The organism is Pectobacterium sp. S5, assembly GCF_051707265.1.
GTDB classification, from domain to species: Bacteria; Pseudomonadota; Gammaproteobacteria; order Enterobacterales; family Enterobacteriaceae; genus Pectobacterium; species Pectobacterium polare.
On the sequence record NZ_JAULSZ010000002.1, the window covers coordinates 609968 to 631382 of the forward strand.

Annotated in this window: 18 protein-coding genes, 5 tRNA genes and 3 pseudogenes; 9 read left to right on the top strand and 17 right to left on the bottom strand. The window is 45.1% G+C overall.

Going from position 1 to position 21415, the window contains the following annotated elements; genetic code table 11:
- Nucleotide 1: 1 nt before the first annotated feature.
- Nucleotides 2-352 (bottom strand): flagellar transcriptional regulator FlhD, encoded by a 351-nt coding sequence (gene flhD / locus QWJ20_RS12380; protein ID WP_010279486.1) that lies wholly within the window; start codon nucleotides 350-352, stop codon nucleotides 2-4.
- 805 nt (nucleotides 353-1157) lie between these two features.
- Nucleotides 1158-2102 (bottom strand): DMT family transporter, encoded by a 945-nt coding sequence (locus QWJ20_RS12385; RefSeq protein ID WP_404826156.1) that lies wholly within the window; start codon nucleotides 2100-2102, stop codon nucleotides 1158-1160.
- 309 nt (nucleotides 2103-2411) lie between these two features.
- Here QWJ20_RS12385 and QWJ20_RS12390 point away from each other — a divergent pair, with 309 nt between their 5' ends.
- Entirely contained in the window at nucleotides 2412-4127 is a 1716-nt protein-coding gene (locus tag QWJ20_RS12390; RefSeq protein WP_095994918.1) for a methyl-accepting chemotaxis protein, read from the top strand.
- A 67-nt stretch (nucleotides 4128-4194) separates the two neighbouring features.
- Here QWJ20_RS12390 and dsrB read toward each other — a convergent pair whose 3' ends face one another.
- Entirely contained in the window at nucleotides 4195-4398 is a 204-nt protein-coding gene (dsrB, locus tag QWJ20_RS12395; RefSeq protein WP_039485779.1) for a protein DsrB, read from the bottom strand.
- Nucleotides 4399-4608: 210 nt separating this feature from the next.
- Here dsrB and QWJ20_RS12400 point away from each other — a divergent pair, with 210 nt between their 5' ends.
- The 3 genes from QWJ20_RS12400 (at nucleotide 4609) to QWJ20_RS12410 (ending at nucleotide 7093) form a co-directional block, all read left to right on the top strand.
- A complete protein-coding gene (locus QWJ20_RS12400) occupies nucleotides 4609-6024 on the top strand; it encodes a diguanylate cyclase (RefSeq protein WP_433992648.1) in 1416 nt (471 codons plus the stop codon).
- Between the two features lie 276 nt (nucleotides 6025-6300).
- Nucleotides 6301-6519, top strand: a complete 219-nt coding sequence (locus tag QWJ20_RS12405; RefSeq protein WP_072012404.1) for a KTSC domain-containing protein — start codon at nucleotides 6301-6303, stop codon at nucleotides 6517-6519.
- A gap of 217 nt (nucleotides 6520-6736) precedes the next feature.
- Nucleotides 6737-7093: a hypothetical protein gene (locus tag QWJ20_RS12410; RefSeq protein ID WP_226308743.1), complete on the top strand. Its 357-nt coding sequence runs from the start codon at nucleotides 6737-6739 to the stop codon at nucleotides 7091-7093.
- A gap of 54 nt (nucleotides 7094-7147) precedes the next feature.
- On the opposite strand, the gene QWJ20_RS12415 is transcribed toward QWJ20_RS12410, so the two are convergent.
- The gene (locus QWJ20_RS12415) at nucleotides 7148-8047 is read right to left on the bottom strand and encodes a LysR family transcriptional regulator (protein WP_433992649.1); all 900 of its coding nucleotides are present in this window, start codon (nucleotides 8045-8047) and stop codon (nucleotides 7148-7150) included.
- A 111-nt stretch (nucleotides 8048-8158) separates the two neighbouring features.
- Here QWJ20_RS12415 and blaCAR point away from each other — a divergent pair, with 111 nt between their 5' ends.
- The gene (gene blaCAR / locus QWJ20_RS12420; protein WP_433992650.1) at nucleotides 8159-9172 is read left to right on the top strand and encodes a CAR family subclass B3 metallo-beta-lactamase; all 1014 of its coding nucleotides are present in this window, start codon (nucleotides 8159-8161) and stop codon (nucleotides 9170-9172) included.
- A 477-nt stretch (nucleotides 9173-9649) separates the two neighbouring features.
- On the opposite strand, the gene QWJ20_RS12425 is transcribed toward blaCAR, so the two are convergent.
- The 7 genes from QWJ20_RS12425 to uvrY all read right to left on the bottom strand — a co-directional run bounded on the left by QWJ20_RS12425 (nucleotide 9650) and on the right by uvrY (nucleotide 13898).
- A complete protein-coding gene (locus tag QWJ20_RS12425; protein WP_433992651.1) occupies nucleotides 9650-10306 on the bottom strand; it encodes a hypothetical protein in 657 nt (218 codons plus the stop codon).
- A 68-nt stretch (nucleotides 10307-10374) separates the two neighbouring features.
- A tRNA-Leu gene (locus QWJ20_RS12430) sits at nucleotides 10375-10461 on the bottom strand.
- Nucleotides 10462-10469: 8 nt separating this feature from the next.
- A tRNA-Cys gene (locus tag QWJ20_RS12435) sits at nucleotides 10470-10543 on the bottom strand.
- Nucleotides 10544-10594: 51 nt separating this feature from the next.
- Nucleotides 10595-10670, bottom strand: a tRNA-Gly gene (locus tag QWJ20_RS12440).
- A 139-nt stretch (nucleotides 10671-10809) separates the two neighbouring features.
- The gene (gene pgsA, locus QWJ20_RS12445; protein ID WP_095699951.1) at nucleotides 10810-11358 is read right to left on the bottom strand and encodes a CDP-diacylglycerol--glycerol-3-phosphate 3-phosphatidyltransferase; all 549 of its coding nucleotides are present in this window, start codon (nucleotides 11356-11358) and stop codon (nucleotides 10810-10812) included.
- Between the two features lie 58 nt (nucleotides 11359-11416).
- On the bottom strand, nucleotides 11417-13249 hold the full coding sequence (uvrC, locus tag QWJ20_RS12450) for an excinuclease ABC subunit UvrC (RefSeq protein WP_433992652.1): 1833 nt from the start codon (nucleotides 13247-13249) through the stop codon (nucleotides 11417-11419).
- Nucleotides 13242-13898 carry a UvrY/SirA/GacA family response regulator transcription factor gene (gene uvrY / locus QWJ20_RS12455; RefSeq protein WP_010279369.1) on the bottom strand — a complete coding sequence of 219 codons (657 nt, stop codon included), beginning with the start codon at nucleotides 13896-13898 and terminating at the stop codon, nucleotides 13242-13244. Before uvrY ends, uvrC begins: the two co-directional genes overlap by 8 nt.
- A gap of 643 nt (nucleotides 13899-14541) precedes the next feature.
- Between uvrY and QWJ20_RS12460 the strand changes: the two genes are divergently transcribed.
- Nucleotides 14542-14766 carry a DUF2594 family protein gene (locus QWJ20_RS12460; protein ID WP_010279363.1) on the top strand — a complete coding sequence of 75 codons (225 nt, stop codon included), beginning with the start codon at nucleotides 14542-14544 and terminating at the stop codon, nucleotides 14764-14766.
- 93 nt (nucleotides 14767-14859) lie between these two features.
- Here the strand turns inward: QWJ20_RS12460 and QWJ20_RS12465 are convergent, their stop codons facing one another.
- Entirely contained in the window at nucleotides 14860-15147 is a 288-nt protein-coding gene (locus QWJ20_RS12465) for a hypothetical protein (protein WP_014915937.1), read from the bottom strand.
- Nucleotides 15148-15614: 467 nt separating this feature from the next.
- A tRNA-Lys gene (locus QWJ20_RS12470) sits at nucleotides 15615-15690 on the bottom strand.
- A gap of 336 nt (nucleotides 15691-16026) precedes the next feature.
- Between QWJ20_RS12470 and cycA the strand changes: the two genes are divergently transcribed.
- The gene (cycA, locus tag QWJ20_RS12475; protein ID WP_349718722.1) at nucleotides 16027-17439 is read left to right on the top strand and encodes a D-serine/D-alanine/glycine transporter; all 1413 of its coding nucleotides are present in this window, start codon (nucleotides 16027-16029) and stop codon (nucleotides 17437-17439) included.
- A gap of 171 nt (nucleotides 17440-17610) precedes the next feature.
- Here cycA and iraP read toward each other — a convergent pair whose 3' ends face one another.
- Nucleotides 17611-17877 (bottom strand): anti-adapter protein IraP, encoded by a 267-nt coding sequence (gene iraP / locus QWJ20_RS12480; RefSeq protein ID WP_433992653.1) that lies wholly within the window; start codon nucleotides 17875-17877, stop codon nucleotides 17611-17613.
- A gap of 393 nt (nucleotides 17878-18270) precedes the next feature.
- A pseudogene (locus QWJ20_RS12485) lies at nucleotides 18271-18540 on the bottom strand (LysR family transcriptional regulator); the annotation flags it as partial.
- Nucleotides 18541-18919: 379 nt separating this feature from the next.
- On the opposite strand from QWJ20_RS12485, the gene QWJ20_RS12490 reads away from it, so the two are divergent.
- Together QWJ20_RS12490 and QWJ20_RS12495 are read left to right on the top strand one after the other, a co-directional pair.
- Nucleotides 18920-18995 (top strand) — tRNA-Asn (locus QWJ20_RS12490).
- Nucleotides 18996-19174: 179 nt separating this feature from the next.
- Nucleotides 19175-20254, top strand: a pseudogene (locus QWJ20_RS12495) (tyrosine-type recombinase/integrase); the annotation flags it as partial.
- A gap of 56 nt (nucleotides 20255-20310) precedes the next feature.
- Here the strand turns inward: QWJ20_RS12495 and QWJ20_RS12500 are convergent.
- Both QWJ20_RS12500 and QWJ20_RS12505 read right to left on the bottom strand, forming a co-directional pair.
- A pseudogene (locus tag QWJ20_RS12500) lies at nucleotides 20311-20403 on the bottom strand (hypothetical protein); the annotation flags it as partial.
- A 57-nt stretch (nucleotides 20404-20460) separates the two neighbouring features.
- Nucleotides 20461-21415: IS5 family transposase (locus QWJ20_RS12505; RefSeq protein WP_433992654.1), on the bottom strand; the 955-nt coding region annotated here is incomplete at its 5' end.

The following is a 21415-nucleotide window of genomic DNA, read 5'->3' on the forward strand; positions in this document are numbered from 1 at the left end:
CTTATGCCCTTTTCTTAGGCAGGTTTTCTTCTTTCGAAGTTAACTGTTGTAATAAGTTACTCGACAACAAAATCCCCGTATGAATTTGCTGTAAATCATCCACACGTGATTCCTGAGTCAAGACTTTGATTGTATTGTGATCGTTAAAGCGGAAATGGCATATCAGTTGGTTAGTTTCTGCCAATTTCACCATCTGCGGTAAAGTCAGTTGCATCAAGATATCTGCCATCTCGTCATTGATTCCCAGACGAAACATTGCAGAAGCTTTTTCATCATTAATTAAGCGTTGCGCCAGTAACAAATAAGACAGATTAATGTCATAAATGTGTTTGAGTAATTCAGAGGTACCCATATTTCCCATCCCGACAGGCTATGTTTAAAACATAAGTTAGGTGATAGACCATATCGCCCAGTTCGAAAATCACTCTCCATTGATGGCATAAAAAACTATCGGTGCCAGATACTGCGAGTTACTACTTTATCATTTCTTATTCGGGCAATCGTTACTTGCCAACTTTACGCATCACGCTGCGAATCCGTTCATCCGTTGCTTTCTAGTTCCACCCTGAAGATTTGCTTCAACCAAAGCATAGGATTAATCCTAAAACAGCGCAACTGTACCGCCTAATCCGTAGCACATACAACGCGACTGAAGAATGATTTTGGCCATTATGTGACACAGATCACACAAATGAAAGCATTATGAGCTAAACCCTGTCTGGTCTGATCACTTTTATGCCTATTTTCCCGCCAAAATCGCACACTAAACGTTACAAAAAAGAGCATTGAAAATAATAAAAAAGAAACAATTTGCTTGCTATATAAATGATAGATATACAAAAAATCCCTTGAGCCCAGAACACACTCCTTTATGTAAGTTTATACCTTTCACGAAAAACTTACACTTTTTACCCAAAAAACTCTTAACCTCATGTTATGAAGCAATATTTATCTATCCCTATCAGAATACAAACCAATGGCAACAAAGCAATCGAACTACTAGCAAAAGGTAGATAAAGAGTTAGCTCATTGATATTAAATAAATTAGTGATTTTCTGGGATTGAGTGCAGGCACTGCAGCATGAAGTGGTTCGCTGCTTCAACGAGCTCAAACATCACGCTACAAACAGTGCCTTCAGGACGATAGATGCGTTGGATCACAGAGGCGTTTTCCGATCGCTTTTCACAATTCGGTTAACCAGCCAAATACCTGAACATACCAGGACAAGTGCAAAGAAATATTTCCACTCCAGAATGCTTTCATTAAGAAACAGTGCTGACAACAGCGTACCAGAGACAGGGATAAGGAAATTAAATGGTGCGACCATACCGACCCGATTATATTTCAGCAATTGGCTCCATAATGAAAAAGCGACTGAAGAAAGCAAAATAAGGTAACCTAGCATCAGCACCGCTTTCCAATCAGGTATGATGAGTGTCCCGCCGGTACAGTATCCGGATATGGTCAAAATAATCCCGCCAATAGCCAGTTGATAACCTGTCATAACGGTTGGATCCATCGTTTGTGATATTCGCTTACCATATATAGTCGATGCAGACAAAATAAATGCGGCAATAACAACGAATCCATCACCTAACAGCGTAAAACCAATGTTCATTCCGTTGCTGTTGATATTAACGACCATCACACCGACGAAACCTAATATGCAACCAATTAGTTTATTGATATTTAATTTATCATTTTGGTATAGATAATGAGCTAGCAGTACGCTGAAAAAAGTACTGGTTGCATTCATGATCGAACCTTTAACGCCGGTGGTATAAGCCAGACCGATATAGAAAAAAACATACTGCAGCGATGTCTGGAATATTCCCAGGGTAGTTAACTGAACTAACTGCCCACGCTGAAAGCGCCCGATAGAGCGTCCGCTTAACACAGCAAGTGCCAAGAGCAACAGCCCAGCAAACGCGAACCGGTAGCCTGCAAAAACGAGTTTTCCAGGAATATCATTATCTGCAATGTGAAACAGCTCATAGCCATTTTTAATTGCCGGATAAGCACTTCCCCAGAGCAAACAGCATAATGTGGCGATAAAAAAAACAACTTTTTTATCAGAAAAAAAATGCGTACGCTTTTCCAAGAAAAATCCCTCCGAAGATAGACTCGCCATAATAGCGTTGAACCTCAGACAAATAAAGTTAGGAGGTAGACTCTTTATTTTTTATTATCAATCTGTATGATTTCGCATCACGTATTTCTCTTTTCTTTTTAAAGAGTTAAAAACGTGATCGGGATCGCATCGAATTTGATTAAGGTTTCTCAATATATGCCGATTATCTTTTACATTGGTTGTTTAGCTAATGAATTGTCATTAATGTAGACACTAAAACCTAAACGCCAATGCCGCAGCGAGTGGCATGGTAAATCATAAATTCCTGAGAATGAGCGAATGGATATGAAAATAACGTCAAGGTCTGAGCAGCACGCCGAGGCCGGCATGCTGAGCAATTTACGGCTAGTTCCCTTATTCATCATTATTCTGGGTGGTATCATGCTGTTATTTGCAGCATCTATCGGCACATCCAGCTATTTTCTACAAAGCAGCAATCAGTCATTAGACGACGTCACACAAGAAATCGATACCCGAATGGGGATCTCAAACAGTTCCAACCACCTTCGCACCGCACGTCTGCTGCTCATTCAGGCCGCAGCGGCTGCTCGTATTGGTGATTCGCAGGTCTTCAACGACAACCTGAAACAGGCTGAACAGCGTCTGGAACAATCAAAAAAAGCCTTCACTGTTTATGAACAACGCCCGGTTAAAACACCTCAAGATATGGCGTTGGACGGCGATCTGCGTAAGTCCTATGACGCGTACGTCAACCAAGGTCTTATGCTGATGCTCACCGCGGCAAAACAAGGCTTGTTTGAAGAGGTTATCACTCTCGAATCCGAAGAAACCCGGGTTTTAGATTTGGCCTATAACAAATTTTTGCTAGAGGCTGTCGCTTACCGCACACAAAGAGCGAAAGACTTAAACGAAACCGCGCATAAAAATGCACTGCTTGGATATTCGTTGATGGGCGGCAGTTTTGCGCTGGCCACCATTTTAACGCTTCTGACGTTCTTCCTGCTGCGCGGGATCCTCATCAAACCAATAAATCAATTGGTCCTGAGAATTCAGCGCATTGCGCAAGGTGATTTGACTCAAATGTCGGACCGTTATGGCAGGAATGAAATTGGCACGCTAGCCAGCAACGTTCAACAAATGCAGTCTTCTCTGGTCACGACCGTCACTACCGTTCGGGAAAGCGCAGACTCTATTTACCAAGGTTCAACGGAGATTTCATCCGGTAACACCGACCTTTCTTCGCGAACCGAACAGCAAGCCGCAGCACTTGAACAGACTGCGGCAAGCATGGAGCAATTAACCGCAACCGTGAAGCAAAACTCAGAAAATGCGCACCATGCCAGCCAGCTCGCGGCAAATGCTTCAGGAAAAGCCAAGCAAGGCGGTGAGATCGTTGCAAACGTTGTGAACACGATGAACAGTATTTCAGGTAGCTCAAAGAAAATATCCGAGATTACCAGCGTTATTAACAGCATTGCTTTCCAAACGAATATTCTCGCACTCAATGCGGCGGTTGAAGCAGCTAGAGCGGGAGAGCAAGGTCGCGGTTTTGCCGTCGTAGCAAGTGAAGTTCGCAGCCTCGCACAGCGCAGTGCTCAAGCCGCAAAAGAGATAGAAACGCTGATTTCTGAATCGGTAAATCTGGTCAGCAGTGGTTCTGTTCTGGTTGATAACGCGGGTCAAACGATGAAAGAGATCGTCGATGCCGTCACTAACGTCACCGACATCATGGGTGAGATTGCTTCTGCTTCTGACGAACAAAGCCGGGGAATTACTCAGGTCGGTCAGGCGATATCTGAAATGGACAGCGTGACACAGCAGAATGCTTCGCTCGTTCAGGAAGCCAGCGCTGCCGCCGCATCGCTAGAGGAGCAAGCTGCATTGCTTACCCGTGCAGTTGCGACATTTAAGTTATCCAGCCATTTATCAAATTCAGCGCCTGCTCGGCCGAACGCTCTCGCCGCCAAGGGCCGTTCATCACTCGCCCTCCCCCGTCAGGCTAATACAGAAAACGGTAACTGGGAAACGTTCTAATACTGATATCAAAGCCACTGCGAGCATTGTTCACTCGGACAATGCTCGTATACTGCGGCGTTCCCCTTTACTCTTTTTCTGGCAAGATCTTTGGCTCAACAAACGTACCGTCTCTGCTATCAACCTCATTGAAAAACCAGATACCAGCTGGGTAATCTTTTAATGCAACTAAATACATTATCCCTTCCTGAAACGTTTCTACAGCAAGAATCGTCCCTTCCCGCCGCGTCTTTCCATCGGTTTTAACCGTAACCAGATCATTAACTTTCATAAATTTATCTCAAAATAGCTTCTAACATCAAAAAAACAGCATTATCATTTACAACTACGGTAGGAATAGTACCTGTATGAAATGATTAATTTTATTTGTTTTTAACAACGCCATATTGACCCTCTCTGTCATTACATATCAATTATTCAGGCAAAAAATTGATCGTTTCTATCCTAGTACATCAGACATATTCGCAAAAGAGATTAAAAGTTGAACGAACTATTGAACGTTAATGAACAGAGAGATAACGGTGAGTCAGACTACAATCAAGTCATAGCATCAGAATGGATGCAACTGATAGCCACAACCTCACAGAAATCTTTTAATCTACTGCGAACCCTCGCCGATCAGAAAGCCTCCGACTTTGCTGACGCGTTCTACTCCTACATGCTCAAAGATCAAGAAGCCTCCCTATTTCTTTCCAGTCAGCAAGTCCACGATCGACTCCATGGATCGATGAGCAAATGGATAGTGGACATTTTAACGAATACGGGAGATCGTCTGGCTGACCTGATTAACCACCAAAAGAAAATAGGTCAGATTCATGCGCGTATTGGTATTCCCGTCGATCTCGTTGAGCGCGGAGCTCGGCGTCTAAAATGGCACCTTTATGAAGACATCGCACGGGTGGCAGAGGATAAAACGCTATGCTTTGATGCCATGCGTTTTGCCTCTATCTCTATGGATATCGCCATAGAGATAATGAGCAAAACCTATTCACAATCGCACGATCTGGCAGCCAAAAATGAAGAGTCCTATCGGCTATTTTCTATTCTGGAAAATGCCAGTATGGAGAGAGAGCGCCAAAATGCATCGCTGCTAAATTGGGAAAATGCCTTTATTTTTAGTGTTGCCACTGGTACGCCTCTTTCCAGCATCCAGGACCTGAGTGATTCGGAGTTTGGCCTGTGGTTTAACCATAAGGGGAAATCCAGTTTCAGTAATATTCAGGGGATACGCACTATCGCCTCCATCATGACAGAAACGGATGACTACATTCGCGGCCATAGTACTACCGCACTACTGACACAACAGGATTACGCCCCGCTACTTAAAACGGTCAGAAGCAAAATTTATAAAATAAATATGCTGCTGGGATCGCTATTTGATGAAGTCCAAAAATTGGAAAGCGGTAAGGATACGTTGACCCTTCTGTTAAACCGTCGCTTCCTGCCAACCATTCTTAGACATGAAATATCGCTGGCAATGCACTCAAACACCTCGCTCAGCATCGCCATGATTGATATTGACCATTTTAAAACCGTGAATGACACCTATGGCCATGCCGCTGGTGATAGCATCCTGAAAAGGATTGCAGAAGTGCTATATGAGAGCACGAGGAACAGCGACTATGTTTTCCGCTACGGCGGGGAAGAATTTATGATCGTGCTTATTGAAACGCCTAAAGTCGCCGCCTACACCATCATCGAGCGGCTGAGAAAGAAAATCCAGGATCACCCTATTTATCTTCAAAACGGTGAAAGCGTTACAATGACCATAAGCGCAGGCATCGCCGTCTATAGCGGTCATCCAGATTATGAATGCCTGATAAAGGCAGCAGATGATGCGCTCTATCAGGCCAAGGCCAACGGCAGAAACAGGATTGAATACGCGCCGGAAGAATAATCATTTTAGCTTGTTGCAAGCCTGCACTTCAGCTCACAGCCGAAAAGAATAGCTCGCTATTCATCATCGCAGGTTTGCATCATTCCCCTAGCCAAACAGATGAATTGCCCTCCATTGAACAAATTCATAGCATGAAAACGATAAACCAACGATTTTACTAACCAACCCGCCAAAAATTTGATACATATTCAATAAATAAGCATGATCGTCGACAATATGTCATGCAGTGAATCTTTTTATAGTTTGATCTTATTTTGCACAAGGGAGGAACGAACATTGCAGCGACAGCAGGTATCATCGTCACGAATTTATTCCATTGGGTACGATCCAAAGACGCACAACCTTGAGATAGAATTTAATAATAAAGATATCTATCAATATGTTAGCGTGCCTGAATCTATCTATAAAAAATTTATTTCTGACGCTGTCGTCTCTAAAGGTCGTTTCTTTGATGGCGTGATAAAAGATAAGTTTTTATGCCGAAAAATCAGATAGATAAAAATTCACCGATAGTAATATCGGTATTTGTCGCCGTTCCTTAACGGCGATGAAAACATCGCTTTATGCCACATCAACTTGCCACTTAATCCTCCAACCGCCTTCCAAAATCACAGCTAATCATGTGAATTAAACATATATCCAGATGGTATCTCCTCGATAGCCCCCTTCAGACTGTGTGAGTATCTATACTATCTAACTAAGGAGAGTTCATATGATCGCATCGGATATTCAGGGGGCTAATCTGTTATTTGCCCAGACCAGTAAGCACGCTATTGCGCCAAGTGAAGATACGTTCAAAATGGCACTTGAGAAAGCAAAGGATAGCGGGCAAATCTCCAGACACGAACCCAGTGCTAAAGTTGAGCCTCAACGCTCGAAAGCAGCACAGGAGTTTATGGATTGGGTCTCCATGTCTCATGAAGAAAGATTATTCTTCTCCGTACTCGCCTCCATGGGAATATCCAAGGAGCAATACGAGGCAATGCCAGCAGAAGAACGCATGGCGTTAGATCTCAAAGTACAAGAACGTATAAAAGAAATGGCGGAACAAGGTCAACAGCTCGCGTAATGACAACAAACACGCCTGTTACAGAGATATGGTTAGCCTCTTAGCGCCATAAATCTAGCCGCTCGACAAGTCATTAAGCAAAAAATCCAGTAACGTACGTGTGCTGGTGGGTAAGTATTTGCGTGAACAATATAACGCATAGACCCCCAACTCTGGCAATGCGTAGTCTGTCAGAACGCGAACCAGTGCGCCGGTACGAAGGTAAGGATCCGTCGTAAAAGCGGGTAAATGAACGATGCCCTCACCCGCAAGCGCGGCATGCAGAAGCACCATGCTATCATTCGCTGCAAAGTTGCCCGTAACGCCCACTTCATCCATTACCAGACCTACACCGTTAGCCGATGGGGCTTGGAAGCGCCAGACACGACCAAAACGCGTGTGGTACAAGCAGTTGTGTTGCCTGAGATCGTCTGGCCGTTGGGGCGTTCCGTTGCGTGCCAGATAGTCGGGCGCTGCGCAAACGACCGAAGCACAGCGGGTCAGCTGGCGTGAAATCACCGTCGGATCGAGTTTGTCACCGACATGAATAGCCAGATCAATACGCTGTTCCACCAGATTTATTGACGTATCCTTTAACACCATCTCAATGGAAACTTTGGGATATTGGGCAGAGTAGCGCCTCAGTGCATCGGCTAGATAGGATTGGCCAAATGAAATACTGCTAGCAACCCGGATCAAGCCATTAGGCTCTTGGCTTTTACTCTCAAGGGCAGCGCCAATATCATCATTCAACGCTAAAATTTGTCGACAATAGGACAAAATCTCGCTCCCTGCACTCGTCAATCCCAAACTGCGACTGGAGCGATGCAATAGACGAACGCCAAATGCTTTCTCCAATGACGCGATATAGCGCGTAGCCATGGCTCGCGAGATATCCAGCTTGTTCGCTGCGGCAGTTAGGCTCCCTAACTCAACCACATCCACAAATACCTGCATGGCAACAAAGCGGTCCATAAACCCTCATATTGTTCGAAATATGCAACGTTAGTTTGCATTACCTCGTATTTATTCGTCCGAATTTAGCAACTATAGTCTGGGCTTTATTATCTAGACAAGAGATAAAAAATGAAGAACCAACGTCTTACACCTCTGGCTACTTTCTTACTTTTATTCAATATGGCTGCTACGGCTCACTCGCTCCCCTCACCGGATGCAGAAATAACTAGCACGGCCAACCCCACACTGACAGGATGCGGTCCATCATCAACCATCAACCAACTTTTCAGCCAATTTGGAAGCAGCGGCAAAATGCCTGCGGAACTTGGACGTTGGCTGAATGATACAAAGGCACAGACTGTCGAACCCTACCAAGCCTTTGACAATGTTTATTATGTCGGCATTTGCTGGGTCTCAGCCTGGCTTATCAAAACCAGTGAGGGCCCGGTACTGATTGATACGCTGTATGGTGAATTTACGGACCAACTGATCGAGAATATTAAGAAAATCGGCGTCGACCCGGCAGAGATCAGAATGGTACTGCTGACACACGGGCATTTTGATCATGTAGGTGGCGTTTCTAAACTCAAGGCGCTAACCAATGCACGTTTTGTCATGTCGGAGGAAGGCTGGAAGGAAGCACAGTTGGATGCAAAAAGTACACAGGGAAAACCTGACACGTGGACGATACCTGCTCCTGCTGCCACAGATATTTTGGTGAAAGATGGTAGCGCGTTGACCGTCGGTGATACGACATTTCACGCCTACATGACACCCGGTCACACTTGGGGAACCACATCTTATGTATTCGATGTCAAAGAGGAAAATAACACTTACCGCGCAATTACCATTGGTGGATTAGGGCTAAACGCTATCGATAGTCCACAGCAGGTTGAAGCCTATATTCGAAGCATAGATCGCATCAAAGCGATGGTAGAAGATACCAAACACCCCATTACAGTTCATCTCACCGCACATCCTTTTAGTAACGGTCAAATTGAAGTGCAAGATCAGCTAAAAGTACGTCAGCCTGACCAGCCTCACCCTATGGTGGATGCAAAAGGACTACTTGAACAGCTAGCTATGCTCCGCGCTAGTGCTGTAGAAAGACTCGCGGCTGAACAAGCTAAGATTAAAAAGTAAACGCCCCGATGAAGTTCACTAAATAAATGAGGATCCATAAACACAGCCTTGGGTTTCCAGCTCAGGGCATATTTATATCAACTGTCATTTATGCCATTAAAATCGTGGTAATACGGGACAACAGCCCCACCTAAGCAGGGCCAGATAGAGTAATAATTATTACGACCATTTTTTTCTGAAGTTCTCGTCGTTTTGTACGTATCGTAGAGAGTCCAGTATTAGCCCAGATATTCTTAATATATCCTCTGGGTTTTGTTTGATGGGTTGTCATGGCGATAAAATACCCAAAGGGCCGGGCACTGCTTTACTAACATGACACACATTGATGAATCACTGAAAAAAAATCCGCACCTGGCGCAGGTGTTCCACCAATATCGTTCCCAGTCACAAGGGTGAAAATCAGTTGGATTTAGCTCTATAAATCATTAAGCGCCAGAAACTAAAGGTTAGTAATGGCGCTTAACTTAACTACTGGTACTAATGCAGAAGTTCAGGAAATTTTTTTTCGACCATGGAAAAGGCATTAGAACACTGTTTTTTCAGCACAACATAGTCAACTAAGCATCTATCAACTTTTTTATCTTGCCCTACAGAATAAGTGCTATCAACCAGCGAGGATACAGGATCCAAGTGAATCGCCTTTGACATTTGACTGCTAAAATCCATCATGTCAGATAATAATTGAGTCGAACAATGTTCTGCCCCTTTTATCATTAACTCACTCAAGTCACTGTTGCAGTATAATGGTGCATTCAGAAAGGCGAATGTCAATTCTTGGCGAACTTCGATGTAGCGATGGTCAAACATCTTGCTTCCAGCAAAAACTCCAATCACGCCTAATGCCGTACATAAACCAAACCACAATGAATTCATGTTGAGTTCAAGTCTCCCCAACATGAATGAAATCGTTATTCCCCAAGATATTCCGGTACCGGTCAACAAACTCCCTAAACCGCTCCATATATTTCCGGCAATAAAGTACATAATTGCAGCATAGATGCCACAACACAAAGGAGTAAGGCAGCATAAGCCTTTTAAGTAACACTTAATTTTATCTAAAGAATTAATGCCCATTATCACTACTCCTTCTGAAGGCTGCTGCCATTTTGCTGCCACTTGCCTTTTTTCAGACACAAAAAAACCGCCTTTCGGCGGTCTACGACATTGCACATAAGTGCTTGTTTTAATTCGTGTTAAATCAATGGTGCCCGGGGCGGGACTTGAACCCGCACAGCGCGAACGCCGAGGGATTTTAAATCCCTTGTGTCTACCGATTTCACCACCCGGGCATAAATATTGGAGGCGCGTTCCGGAGTCGAACCGGACTAGACGGATTTGCAATCCGCTACATAACCGCTTTGTTAACGCGCCAAAATATTCAGGTCTTAGTGACCAACATCCGCAATTGCCGATGTTTTAAATTGGAGCGGGAAACGAGACTCGAACTCGCGACCCCGACCTTGGCAAGGTCGTGCTCTACCAACTGAGCTATTCCCGCAACACAGAACTCACTGATTATCTTAACTTCTTACAAACCAGCGTTGCTGTTGATGCGGTGCATTCTACTGACATGACGCAGTGAGTCAATAAAATTATCAAGTAGCCGTGTTCGTTTGCTGGTTTTTGCGGCGCTTCGATCAAGGTTCAAGCAGATCGTGTCGCGCAGCATTCAAATATTGAAACATGGACCAGAAAGTCAGTACGGCGGCGATGTACAACGCCACAACACCAATGCCTTCAACAATGCTTTCTGGGCGCCATAGCAAAGCAAAAAGCGCCATCATCTGAGCCGTGGTTTTAACCTTCCCTATCCACGACACGGCAACGCTACTTCTCTTACCAATTTCAGCCATCCACTCGCGCAATGCTGAAATGATGATTTCCCGCGCGATCATTGTCGCTGCAGGCAGCGTAATCCACCAAGAATGATAGTATTCCGCAACCAGCACCAACGCGACAGCCACCATCACTTTATCCGCAACAGGATCGAGGAAGGCACCAAAACGCGTGGTCTGTTTCCAGCGGCGGGCGAGGAAACCATCAAACCAATCCGTAACGGCAGCAAACACGAAAATCAACGCGCAGAGCAGCGGTGCCCAGACGAATGGAAGATAAAACGCCAGCACGAAAAACGGAATAAGAGCAACACGAAACAGGGTAAGCAACGTCGGTATATTAAATTGCATAGCGCTTAGGTAACTATCTGGCTGGAGTGGATACTAAGAGTATGTTGCAACATTGTCCCTAGTGTTTCAATGCATGGAAGATTTTTTCTGCCAATGCATGCGAAATTCCTGGAACATTTGCAATCTCCTCAATACTGGCATTCATCAAAGGTTGCAGCCCTCCCATGTATTTCAACAGGGTTTGACGACGTTTAGGGCCGACACCTTCGATAAGCTCCAGCGTACTGGTATTTCTTACTTTTGCTCTCTTCTTACGATGTCCGCCAATGGCATGGTCATGCGAATCATCGCGAATATGCTGGATAACGTGCAACGCGGGAGAATCAGGCGGTAGTGCCATACCCTCGCCCGTCGACTCAAAAAACAGCGTTTCCAGTCCGGCTTTACGATCGCTGCCTTTCGCGACACCAAGTAACAGCGGCTTGTTTTTATCCCATGATACTTGCAACGAGTCAAACACGGCCTGAGCCTGACCGAGCTGCCCTTTTCCGCCATCGATAACAATCACATCCGGTATTTTGCTGTCATCCAGCGTTTTACCATACCGACGTCGGAGGACTTGCGCCATGGCGGCATAATCATCGCCTGGCGTAATGCCACTGATATTATAGCGGCGATATTCCGAACGTAACGGGCCGTTGGCATCAAATACTACGCAGGATGCCACAGTCTGTTCCCCCATAGTATGACTGATGTCAAAACACTCCATTCGGTGGATTTCTGGCAACTGCAAGACGTTAGCTAACGCAGCCAAACGCTGGTGAATGGTGGACTGCTGAGACAGTTTTGTGACCAGCGCCGTGGCAGCATTTGTCCGCGCTAATTTTAAATAACGAGCACGATCGCCGCGAGGTTTCGTCTGAATCTGTACTTTTCTTCCCGCGACCGTTGTCAGAGATTCCGTCAGCAAATCTTTATCGGGCAGAGTGAAGTCGAGCAGAATTTCAGTAGGAAGCGTTCGGCCTAAGCTTCCTTGCAAATAGAATTGTCCGACAAACGTCTGCACGACTTCCCCCAACTCCGTACCGCCAGGTACTTTGGGGAAATAGCTGCGGCTGCCAAGCACTTTTCCCTGTCGGATGAACAGGACATAGACGCAGGCCATGCCCGCATCAAAGGCAACACTGATAACATCCAGATCGTCGCCGTCGCCGGAAACAAATTGTTTTTCCGTCACCCGCCGAACCGCCTGGATCTGATCGCGTATCCGGGCTGCATCTTCAAAATGCAGATCGCGACTGGCCGCTTCCATCCGGGAAATGAGTTGATTCAGTACTTGCTGATCTTTGCCAGACAAAAACAGGCGAACATAGTCAACCTGCTGTTGATAATCCTCTTCGCTCACCAAACCGCTAACGCAAGGCCCGAGGCAGCGACCAATTTGATATTGCAGGCAGGGGCGAGAGCGATTGCGATAGACGCTATTTTCACACTGGCGCACCGGAAATAGTTTTTGCAGCAAGATTAGCGTTTCACGTACGGCATTGCCGTTAGGAAACGGGCCGAAGTATTCACCTTTTGCATGCTTAGCGCCGCGGTGAACAGCTAGACGTGGATGAGCATCACCGCTCAGGAAAATCATGGGATAGGATTTATCGTCGCGCAACAAGACGTTATAACGCGGCTGATAAAGCTTGATGTAGTTGTGTTCCAGCAGTAAGGCTTCAGTTTCTGTGTGCGTGATCGTGACATCAATATGCTTGATGCTTTTGACTAATGCCTCGGTTTTACGGCTGGCGACATGGCTGCGGAAATAACTGGCAAGTCGTTTTTTTAAGTCTTTTGCCTTACCGACGTAGATGACCGTATTACCGGCGTCATACATCCGGTAGACACCAGGCTGGCTCGTTACCGTTTTTAAAAATGCCGAAGCATCGAAACTCTCACTCACTACTTAACAATGTCTCCGCGGTAAAAAGCCCATGCTTGATAGCCAGATGGGTCAGCTCTACGTCGCCGTTGATATTCAGCTTGCTGAACATACGGTAGCGATAGCTGTTCACTGTTTTAGGGCTAAGATTGAGCTGATCTGAAATTTCAGTCACTTTCTGTCCCTTCGTTATCATTAGCATAATCTGTAATTCGCGTTCAGACAAACACTCAAGCGGCGCATCCGTCTGCGGCTCCAACTGACTTAATGCCATCTGTTGAGCAATATCAGAAGCAATATACCGTTTACCTGCATGTACTGCGCGAATGGCGGAGATCACTTCCTGAGGGGCGGCAGCTTTACTCACATATCCCGCGGCACCGGCCTGCATCACTTTAGCGGGCAACGGATTTTCAGTATAAATAGTGAGCATGATGACTTTTATATCTGGCGTAAAACGGAGGATCTTGCGCGTTGCTTCAAGCCCACCGATGCCCGGCATGCTCATGTCCATCAGGACAACATCCACATCATTGCTTCGGCACCATTTGACGGCATCTTCACCGCAGCATGCCTCACCAACCACTTTCAGACCTTTGATATCGTCAAGAATGCGTCGTATCCCTGCCCGCACCAGTTCATGGTCATCAACAAGAAAAACGCTAATCAAAGAATAATTCTCCAAAAAAGGGAGTAACACTTACATAAAAAGTTGCTTGCAGGTGATACTACGTTGGTTTCAAAAAATAATGAACACAGACTTATATGAATATCTATTTTAAAATATGCCGAGAAGGAATAAAGCGCATTCCCGATCATAACAATATATCGTTAACCTGATGGTGTATGCTGATCACATTCTTAACATTTCAAATACGCCACACAGTATAAACACTTCACTGGCACAAAATGTATAAAAAGCAAGGCAAATCAAATGGCATGCAATTGGCTTTACATCTTGATTGTCAATAAAAAGTCACTATTGTAATCAGGATGTGATTAGAAATTTTATCATCGTCTGCCACTGTATTATACAAATAATATATTCAGTGAAAAACGTCCATAGTGAACATCATATGTATTAAACGAAACACATCTATAGCCTTTACCACAAAAAAACATCCAAAATATAGACGCTATTTATATAAGTTAAATGCATAAAAAACAGTCACTAAAATGGCTTTATCCGCGAATAATATCAACCCACAATATGCTTTATGTTATACTCCCGCCCATCTGGTTTTGCCTGTCGCGTCAGCGGTAACGCCCGCAGCAGGCGAAGGAAAACATCTTTTTCTTGTTGAGGAGAAAACATGAGCAACGCAGATTTTTCTACTGCTGCATCCGCTGAAACACTGGCCCACGAGGTTACCTGCCTGAAGGCTATGGTTACGCTGTTATTAAAAGCAATCGGCCAGGCAGATGCCGGTAAAGTTATCATCAATATGGAAAGATATATTGCTCAATTGGAAGATGCCGAGCAAGCCGCTGTTTTTGATAACACGATTAAACAAATCAAAACCAGCTACCGTAAATAGCACTATTTGCTACACCGCCATCTTAATAATTTGATCTGGCGGTGTAGTAGTATTTAGTATTGCCTTCCTAATTTAAAAAATAGAGACGCTAGTCTATTTATTTCCGATACTGATGAGTTTCAAAAGCAGCGCCTCTTCTTTCTTTTTATAAAGCGTTAATTCCATCACCAACGCTTTATCCAGGAACTGCTTTCTGGAAAGTGCTTTTCTTTCATCAACCAGTTCCCTCAGCTCGGTGAAGCATTCATTTATTTTGTACTCTTTTGAGCTTTCCGTACAAATTATCTCATGGATTGCCTGGCTCAGTTCAGACAATGAGATAACCGATTTTGGATCCTGGTGACTTTTTTCTATGACAGCCAGTAATTTTTCGAATCCCATATGAACCTCCGAAATCAAGCAGAAACTTGCTTATGGCTAACCAGGAAACTCCAGCAACTTCTAAACGCCGCCCCAGTGGATATGAACACAACCCTGTGCAAACAACTCGTCACATCATAAACGATCTGTCAACGATTCCATCGGTTAAGCATAGCACCTTCTCGCCACTCTTCAGGACGTATGAGGCACATTATCGCCATCAAAAGTGATAACGTTCAGCGATATCATCAACCATCTTATCTATCCACTTGGCGTTAACGCGTCATATGAATAAAAACATGCTAGGAAATATCACATTTATTAAGTAAAGGAGATCGTGATGAGAGTGAGAAGAATAAATGAAAAAGAGTATAAATTAATGCAGAAAATACGATTAACGTTAAAAATAAATATAATTAAAAAGAAACTAACCAAAGAAAACAAAATAATAACAAATTGAAATAAAAACCGTAAGTCATTGAAATTGTTGGTGGGTCGTGCAGGGTTCGAACCTGCGACCAATTGATTAAGAGTCAACTGCTCTACCGACTGAGCTAACGACCCAACGGGGAGGATTATTCTCCTCCCCGGCGCGCCTGTCAAACACTTCATATTAATTTTTTATGCGTGATAATAGCATTGTTAGCGATTAGTAATTTTGTTAACCTGCCCAGACTATTTATCTCTGCTTCTCATCGTTTTATATCCTCTTCATTTTAGGGCGGAAAACATACAGCATCACCTTACATCATTATCTGCCCTCTTTATGCCTGGCTATCTCAGACATCCGCTGTAATAAGTACTGCGGTTGCGCTATCTTATATGTTTAGATTTTCGCAAACGAGAGCCGCCAAAGAGCTCAAAAAAACATCACAGACAGAAACAGGAAAGTGTACTTACATGGTCGAACAATCAAAAGAAGCCGCAGACCTTGCCTCTGAACAGGGAGAAGGACTGCAACGGAATCTGACTAATCGTCATATCCAGCTCATCGCCATCGGCGGAGCGATCGGTACTGGGTTATTCATGGGTTCGGGCAAAACAATCAGCATGGCGGGTCCTTCGATCATCTTCGTTTATATGATCATTGGCTTTATGCTGTTTTTTGTCATGCGCGCAATGGGGGAACTATTACTCTCCAACCTCAACTATAAGTCATTCAGCGATTTCGCTGCTGACCTCCTTGGGCCATGGGCGGGTTTCTTTACCGGCTGGACTTATTGGTTCTGCTGGGTCGTAACCGGGATCGCCGATGTCGTAGCCATTAGTGCCTACTCGCAGTTCTGGTTCCCTGATTTATCGCAGTGGGTCTCTTCGCTGCTTTGCGTTCTGCTATTACTGACGCTAAATCTGGCAACAGTGAAGCTGTTTGGCGAGATGGAATTCTGGTTCGCGATGATCAAAATTGTCGCTATCGTTGCGTTAATCGTGGTCGGTGTCGCGCTGGTCATGATGCAATTCTCTTCCCCATCAGGAAACGTCGCCTCCTTTACCAACCTCTGGAATGACGGTGGCATGTTCCCTAAAGGGATAAGCGGTTTCTTCGCCGGATTCCAGATCGCCGTATTCGCATTTGTCGGTATTGAGCTGGTCGGTACCACTGCCGCTGAAACTAAAAATCCGAAAGTCGTGCTGCCCCGCGCAATTAACGCCATCCCGATTCGCATCATCATGTTTTATGTTTTTGCATTAGTCATGATTATGTCCGTCACTCCTTGGGGTGCAATTACGGCGGATCGCAGTCCTTTCGTGGAAATGTTCGTACTGGTTGGCCTACCTGCAGCCGCCAGTATGATCAACTTTGTTGTCCTGACGTCAGCGGCATCCTCAGCCAATAGCGGCGTATTCTCCACCAGCCGCATGCTCTTTGGCCTGGCGAAACAAGGTGATGCGCCGAAAAGTTTCGGTAGGCTCTCTAAACGCGCGGTTCCTTCGACTGGGTTGATGTTTTCCTGCATTTGTTTGCTTTCGGGCGTGGTGCTGATCTACCTGATTCCGAACGTGATGACGGTCTTTACGCTGGTGACCACCGTCTCCGCGATTTTATTCATGTTCATCTGGAGCATCATCCTGTGCTCTTACCTGACATACCGTAAAAAGCGCCCTCAGCTACATGCCGAGTCATCCTATAAAATGCCGTTGGGTATTTTCATGTGCTGGATATGCCTGGCCTTTTTCGCATTTGTTATTGTACTGTTAACATTACAGCCAGATACACGGCAGGCGCTTATTGTCACGCCGCTGTGGTTTATTGTTCTGGCTATTGCTTATCAGTTTATTCGTCGGAAGAAGCAGGCTGTTGATGTGAAGTAAAAGGTATAAACGCAAGAAAGGCGCGGACAAACGTCGGCGCCTTCAATTTTTTTCGGCAAAATCACGCATAGCACAAGTATTCTCTATTATTGGATATAAACAGTTCTCAATTGGATATACGAAAATTAATATGCGAACAATTAATGTCGTCACCATTGATATATAAGAAAGTTATTCCCGTAATGAAACGGTTGTCATTCGATTGATGTTTTTTGCCAATAGTTCGAAAGCTAAGCAATTATGGTCATCCTTCCGCTGTGAAGCATCAGCAACCACACCTTCTATTTTTCTGTTTAACTCATTGATTTTACTGTCATCAAGTGTTGAAACAATAGCGAAAATAAGCATCTCTAACGATTCAATCTTCGCATTAAGCGCTTTTTCTCCAACTTCTTTTTCTGCCAACTTTATTAAAAGATGAGAGAGGATATTATTCATTTGAACTCCTTAATCAAAAAAATAACCGTCATACACCCATAAGGCAACACCTGTTCTTGGTGCACAGGATTAGAGAAAACATAACGAAGATTAATGTAACACTGTGAATGGCCTGACCGCTAGTGTCTATTACCATTTTAAGGAAATCATATTCACACGGCAGCAATAAAATGAAGTTGCAGATAAATAAACCAAATAAATAAAAAAACTAAAAAACCATTTTATTTTTAAGAGCAAAAATCTCTGTTTTGAGGAAGATCGATAATGCTATGAATTGTGATGATCTTCACAAAATAAATAAGAAAGAGCATCGTTTTGATAGAACATCTGACACAAAGTCTGATTAGTAGCCAGCCATCGGGAAATGGCTGGCTCTATGGCTAACGCTTAGGCACTCATTGATTGCCGTGCGCCACTCACCGCATCCTTTGCCTGTTCGCACTGTGACAATATCGTCTGTGCATGAGAATAAAGAATTTTCCCCGCCTCAGTGGGCGTCACACCACGCCGACTCCGTACCAGCAGCTGTTTTTCGAGTTCACTCTCCAGCGTCGCGACCTGCTGGCTCAGCGCCGGTTGTGCAATATGCAACAACTCAGCAGCCTGTGTCAGGCTACCGATATCAACGATTTTCACAAAATACTTGAGCCGTCTAAGATTCATGTCTGCCTCCTGAGTAGTTACCCTAAAGAGGTAGCAAAAAGCGCGCCATATTATGTTTCTATGCCTAAGAAAAAGTGATACCTCATTGATAAGACACAGGTAAAATAAGGAAAAGCAATGATTCTGCTAACCAACACCCCCGATTTTGTCTGGGAAACCTGCCATCAAGCCAATGCCAACCTGCACCATCTTAAAGCAGTCCCTGCTATTTTAGAGTGCAAGCCTGCCCGTTAATCAGCGCATTTTATTGCTTTCCAGTGCTCAACTTGAGCAATAATTTCAATATGTTGGTTATTAGTTCGGCAATCAAACGCACCAAGCGATAACAGCCTTTGACAAGCTGAAACACTCCCGCTATTATCCGTCGCACTTAACCGATTCCTCTGTAGTTCAGTCGGTAGAACGGCGGACTGTTAATCCGTATGTCACTGGTTCGAGTCCAGTCAGAGGAGCCAATTTAAAGAAAGCAGACGTTCACTGACGTCTGCTTTTTTGCTTTATATCAATTGGTTATCCCCTTCTTCATGTTCGCCCTCGTTCACTAAAAAACACTCGAAGCCATACCCTTTTGCTGGTAAAAATACGGGTAAAGCTGGTTCGATTTCGTTTTTACCAGCAATCGGAGGGAACCGTCATGTCACTTACTGATACTAAAGTAAAAAATGCCAAACCTTCAGAAAAGGCGGTAAAGCTCACTGACGGGTTCGGCCTCTACTTGCTGGTACATCCCAACGGTTCCAAATACTGGCAGTTAGGCTATCGCTTTGAAGGGAAACAGAAGGTGTTTTCCATCGGCGTCTACCCTGCTGTTTCACTGGCTGATGCAAGACAACACCGGAATGAAGCGAAAAAGCTGTTAGCAGCGGGAATCGACCCCAGCGCTAAAAAGCAGGCTGACAACAAAATCATTCAAGAGAAGCGTAACAATACCCGCGCTTTCAGAACCGTCGCCAAAAGCTGGTTTGCCACCAAAACCACATGGTCGGAAGATTATCAGCGTTCTGTCTGGATACGACTGGAAACCTATCTGTTTCCTGACATAGGTGAAAAAGATATTGCTGAACTGGATACCGGCGATCTGCTGGTTCCCATCAAAAAGATAGAAAAGCTGGGTTATCTGGAAATTGCTATGCGGGTGAAACAGTACGCCACAGCCATCATGCGCTATGCCGTCCAGCAAAAGATGATCCGTTTCAATCCTGCCTATGATTTAGAAGGTCCGGTTCAGAAGCCCCAGACCGAACACCGCCCCGCTATTGAACTGGAAGAGATACCTACCCTACTGGAACGTATTGAATCTTATAAAGGCCGTAGCAGACTGACCCAATTGGCGATAAAACTCAATCTACTAATCTTTATCCGTTCCAGTGAACTCCGCTTTGCCCGATGGTCAGAGATCGATTTCAAAAGCACTTTGTGGGTTATCCCTGAACAACGTGAAGCCATTGAAGGGATAAAGCATTCTGGCCGTGGTGCAAAAATGCGCAGGAAACATTATGTTCCTCTATGCGATCAAGCACTGGCAATTTTGGAAGAGCTTAAAGACCTCACCTATGACGTTAACGGTGATGACGGCTTTATCCTGACTGGCTGTTATGATGCGATGAAGCCGATGAGTGAAAACACCATCAACAAGGCACTGCGCAAAATGGGCTATGACACCAAAACCGATCTGTGTGGTCATGGTTTCCGAACGCTGGCGTGTAGTGCCTTGAGGCTTTGTTGAATAAATAAGATTCCGTGCGTACGTCCCTGTAGCTGGCTGGATTTTCAGGCAATACGCACGCTTTCTGGCATACCGGCCTTCGTCATTTTGTTCAGTGCTCGTACCATGGCCAGAGCCTCTGCAACCTGGCCATCGTAGNGGCTTTGTTGAATAAATAAGATTCCGTGCGTACGTCCCTGTAGCTGGCTGGATTTTCAGGCAATACGCACGCTTTCTGGCATACCGGCCTTCGTCATTTTGTTCAGTGCTCGTACCATGGCCAGAGCCTCTGCAACCTGGCCATCGTAGTCTCGCAGTGTCAGTGAACCTCCGAACAGCTGTTTTACCCGATACATGGCTGTTTCAGCTATAGAGCGACGGTTATATTCCGTTGTCCATTTCCACCGTGCATTGCTTCCGCTCAGCCGCTGATTAGCAACGGCACGGTTGCGGTCCGCATACTCATCAGGCCAGTAACCCGCTCCCTTCCGGGGAGGAATGAGGGCGCTGATTTTCTTACGGCGCAGTTCATCGTGACATAACCGGGTATCGTAAGCGCCATCGGCGGCGGCTGACCTGATTTTCCGGTGGGTCTGCCGGATTAACCCGGGGAAGGCTTCTGAGTCTGTAACGTTGTTAAGCGACAGGTCAGCGCAGATGATTTCATGTGTTTTGCTGTCAACGGCCAGATGCAGCTTCCGCCAGATACGGCGGCGTTCTTTGCCGTGTTTTTTGACTTTCCATTCGCCTTCACCGAAGACCTTCAGTCCGGTGGAATCAATCACCAGATGCGCGATTTCACCCCGGGTGACCGTTTTAAAATTGACATTGACCGACTTTGCCCGCTTGCTGACACAGGTGTAATCCGGACTGCGCAGCGGAACGTCCATCAGGGTAAAAATGGAATCAATGAAGCCCTGTGCAGCCCGCAGGTGCAACCGGAATACGCGTTTAATCATCAGAACGGTAGTGATAGCAAGGTCAGAATAGCGCTGTGGTCTTCCGCGTGCTGAAGGCAGGGATGTGTCATGCCACGACTTAATCGCCTCATCATCCAGCCAGAAAGTCATGGAGCCACGGTTGATTAGAGCTTTGTTATAGATGTGCCAGTTGGTGATTCTGAACTTCTGCTTTGCCACGGGACTGCCTGCGTTGTCAGGGAATGCGTGC

Bases quoted from the DNA above. Each gene is read 5' to 3' on its own strand.
- flhD (WP_010279486.1), bottom strand. From the start codon at position 352: ATGGGTACCTCTGAATTACTCAAACACATTTATGACATTAATCTGTCT.
- QWJ20_RS12390 (WP_095994918.1), top strand. From the start codon at position 2,412: ATGGATATGAAAATAACGTCAAGGTCTGAGCAGCACGCCGAGGCCGGC.
- dsrB (WP_039485779.1), bottom strand. From the start codon at position 4,398: ATGAAAGTTAATGATCTGGTTACGGTTAAAACCGATGGAAAGACGCGG.
- QWJ20_RS12410 (WP_226308743.1), top strand. From the start codon at position 6,737: ATGATCGCATCGGATATTCAGGGGGCTAATCTGTTATTTGCCCAGACC.
- QWJ20_RS12415 (WP_433992649.1), bottom strand. From the start codon at position 8,047: ATGGACCGCTTTGTTGCCATGCAGGTATTTGTGGATGTGGTTGAGTTA.
- blaCAR (WP_433992650.1), top strand. From the start codon at position 8,159: ATGAAGAACCAACGTCTTACACCTCTGGCTACTTTCTTACTTTTATTC.
- pgsA (WP_095699951.1), bottom strand. From the start codon at position 11,358: ATGCAATTTAATATACCGACGTTGCTTACCCTGTTTCGTGTTGCTCTT.
- QWJ20_RS12460 (WP_010279363.1), top strand. From the start codon at position 14,542: ATGAGCAACGCAGATTTTTCTACTGCTGCATCCGCTGAAACACTGGCC.
- QWJ20_RS12465 (WP_014915937.1), bottom strand. From the start codon at position 15,147: ATGGGATTCGAAAAATTACTGGCTGTCATAGAAAAAAGTCACCAGGAT.
- cycA (WP_349718722.1), top strand. From the start codon at position 16,027: ATGGTCGAACAATCAAAAGAAGCCGCAGACCTTGCCTCTGAACAGGGA.
- iraP (WP_433992653.1), bottom strand. From the start codon at position 17,877: ATGAATAATATCCTCTCTCATCTTTTAATAAAGTTGGCAGAAAAAGAA.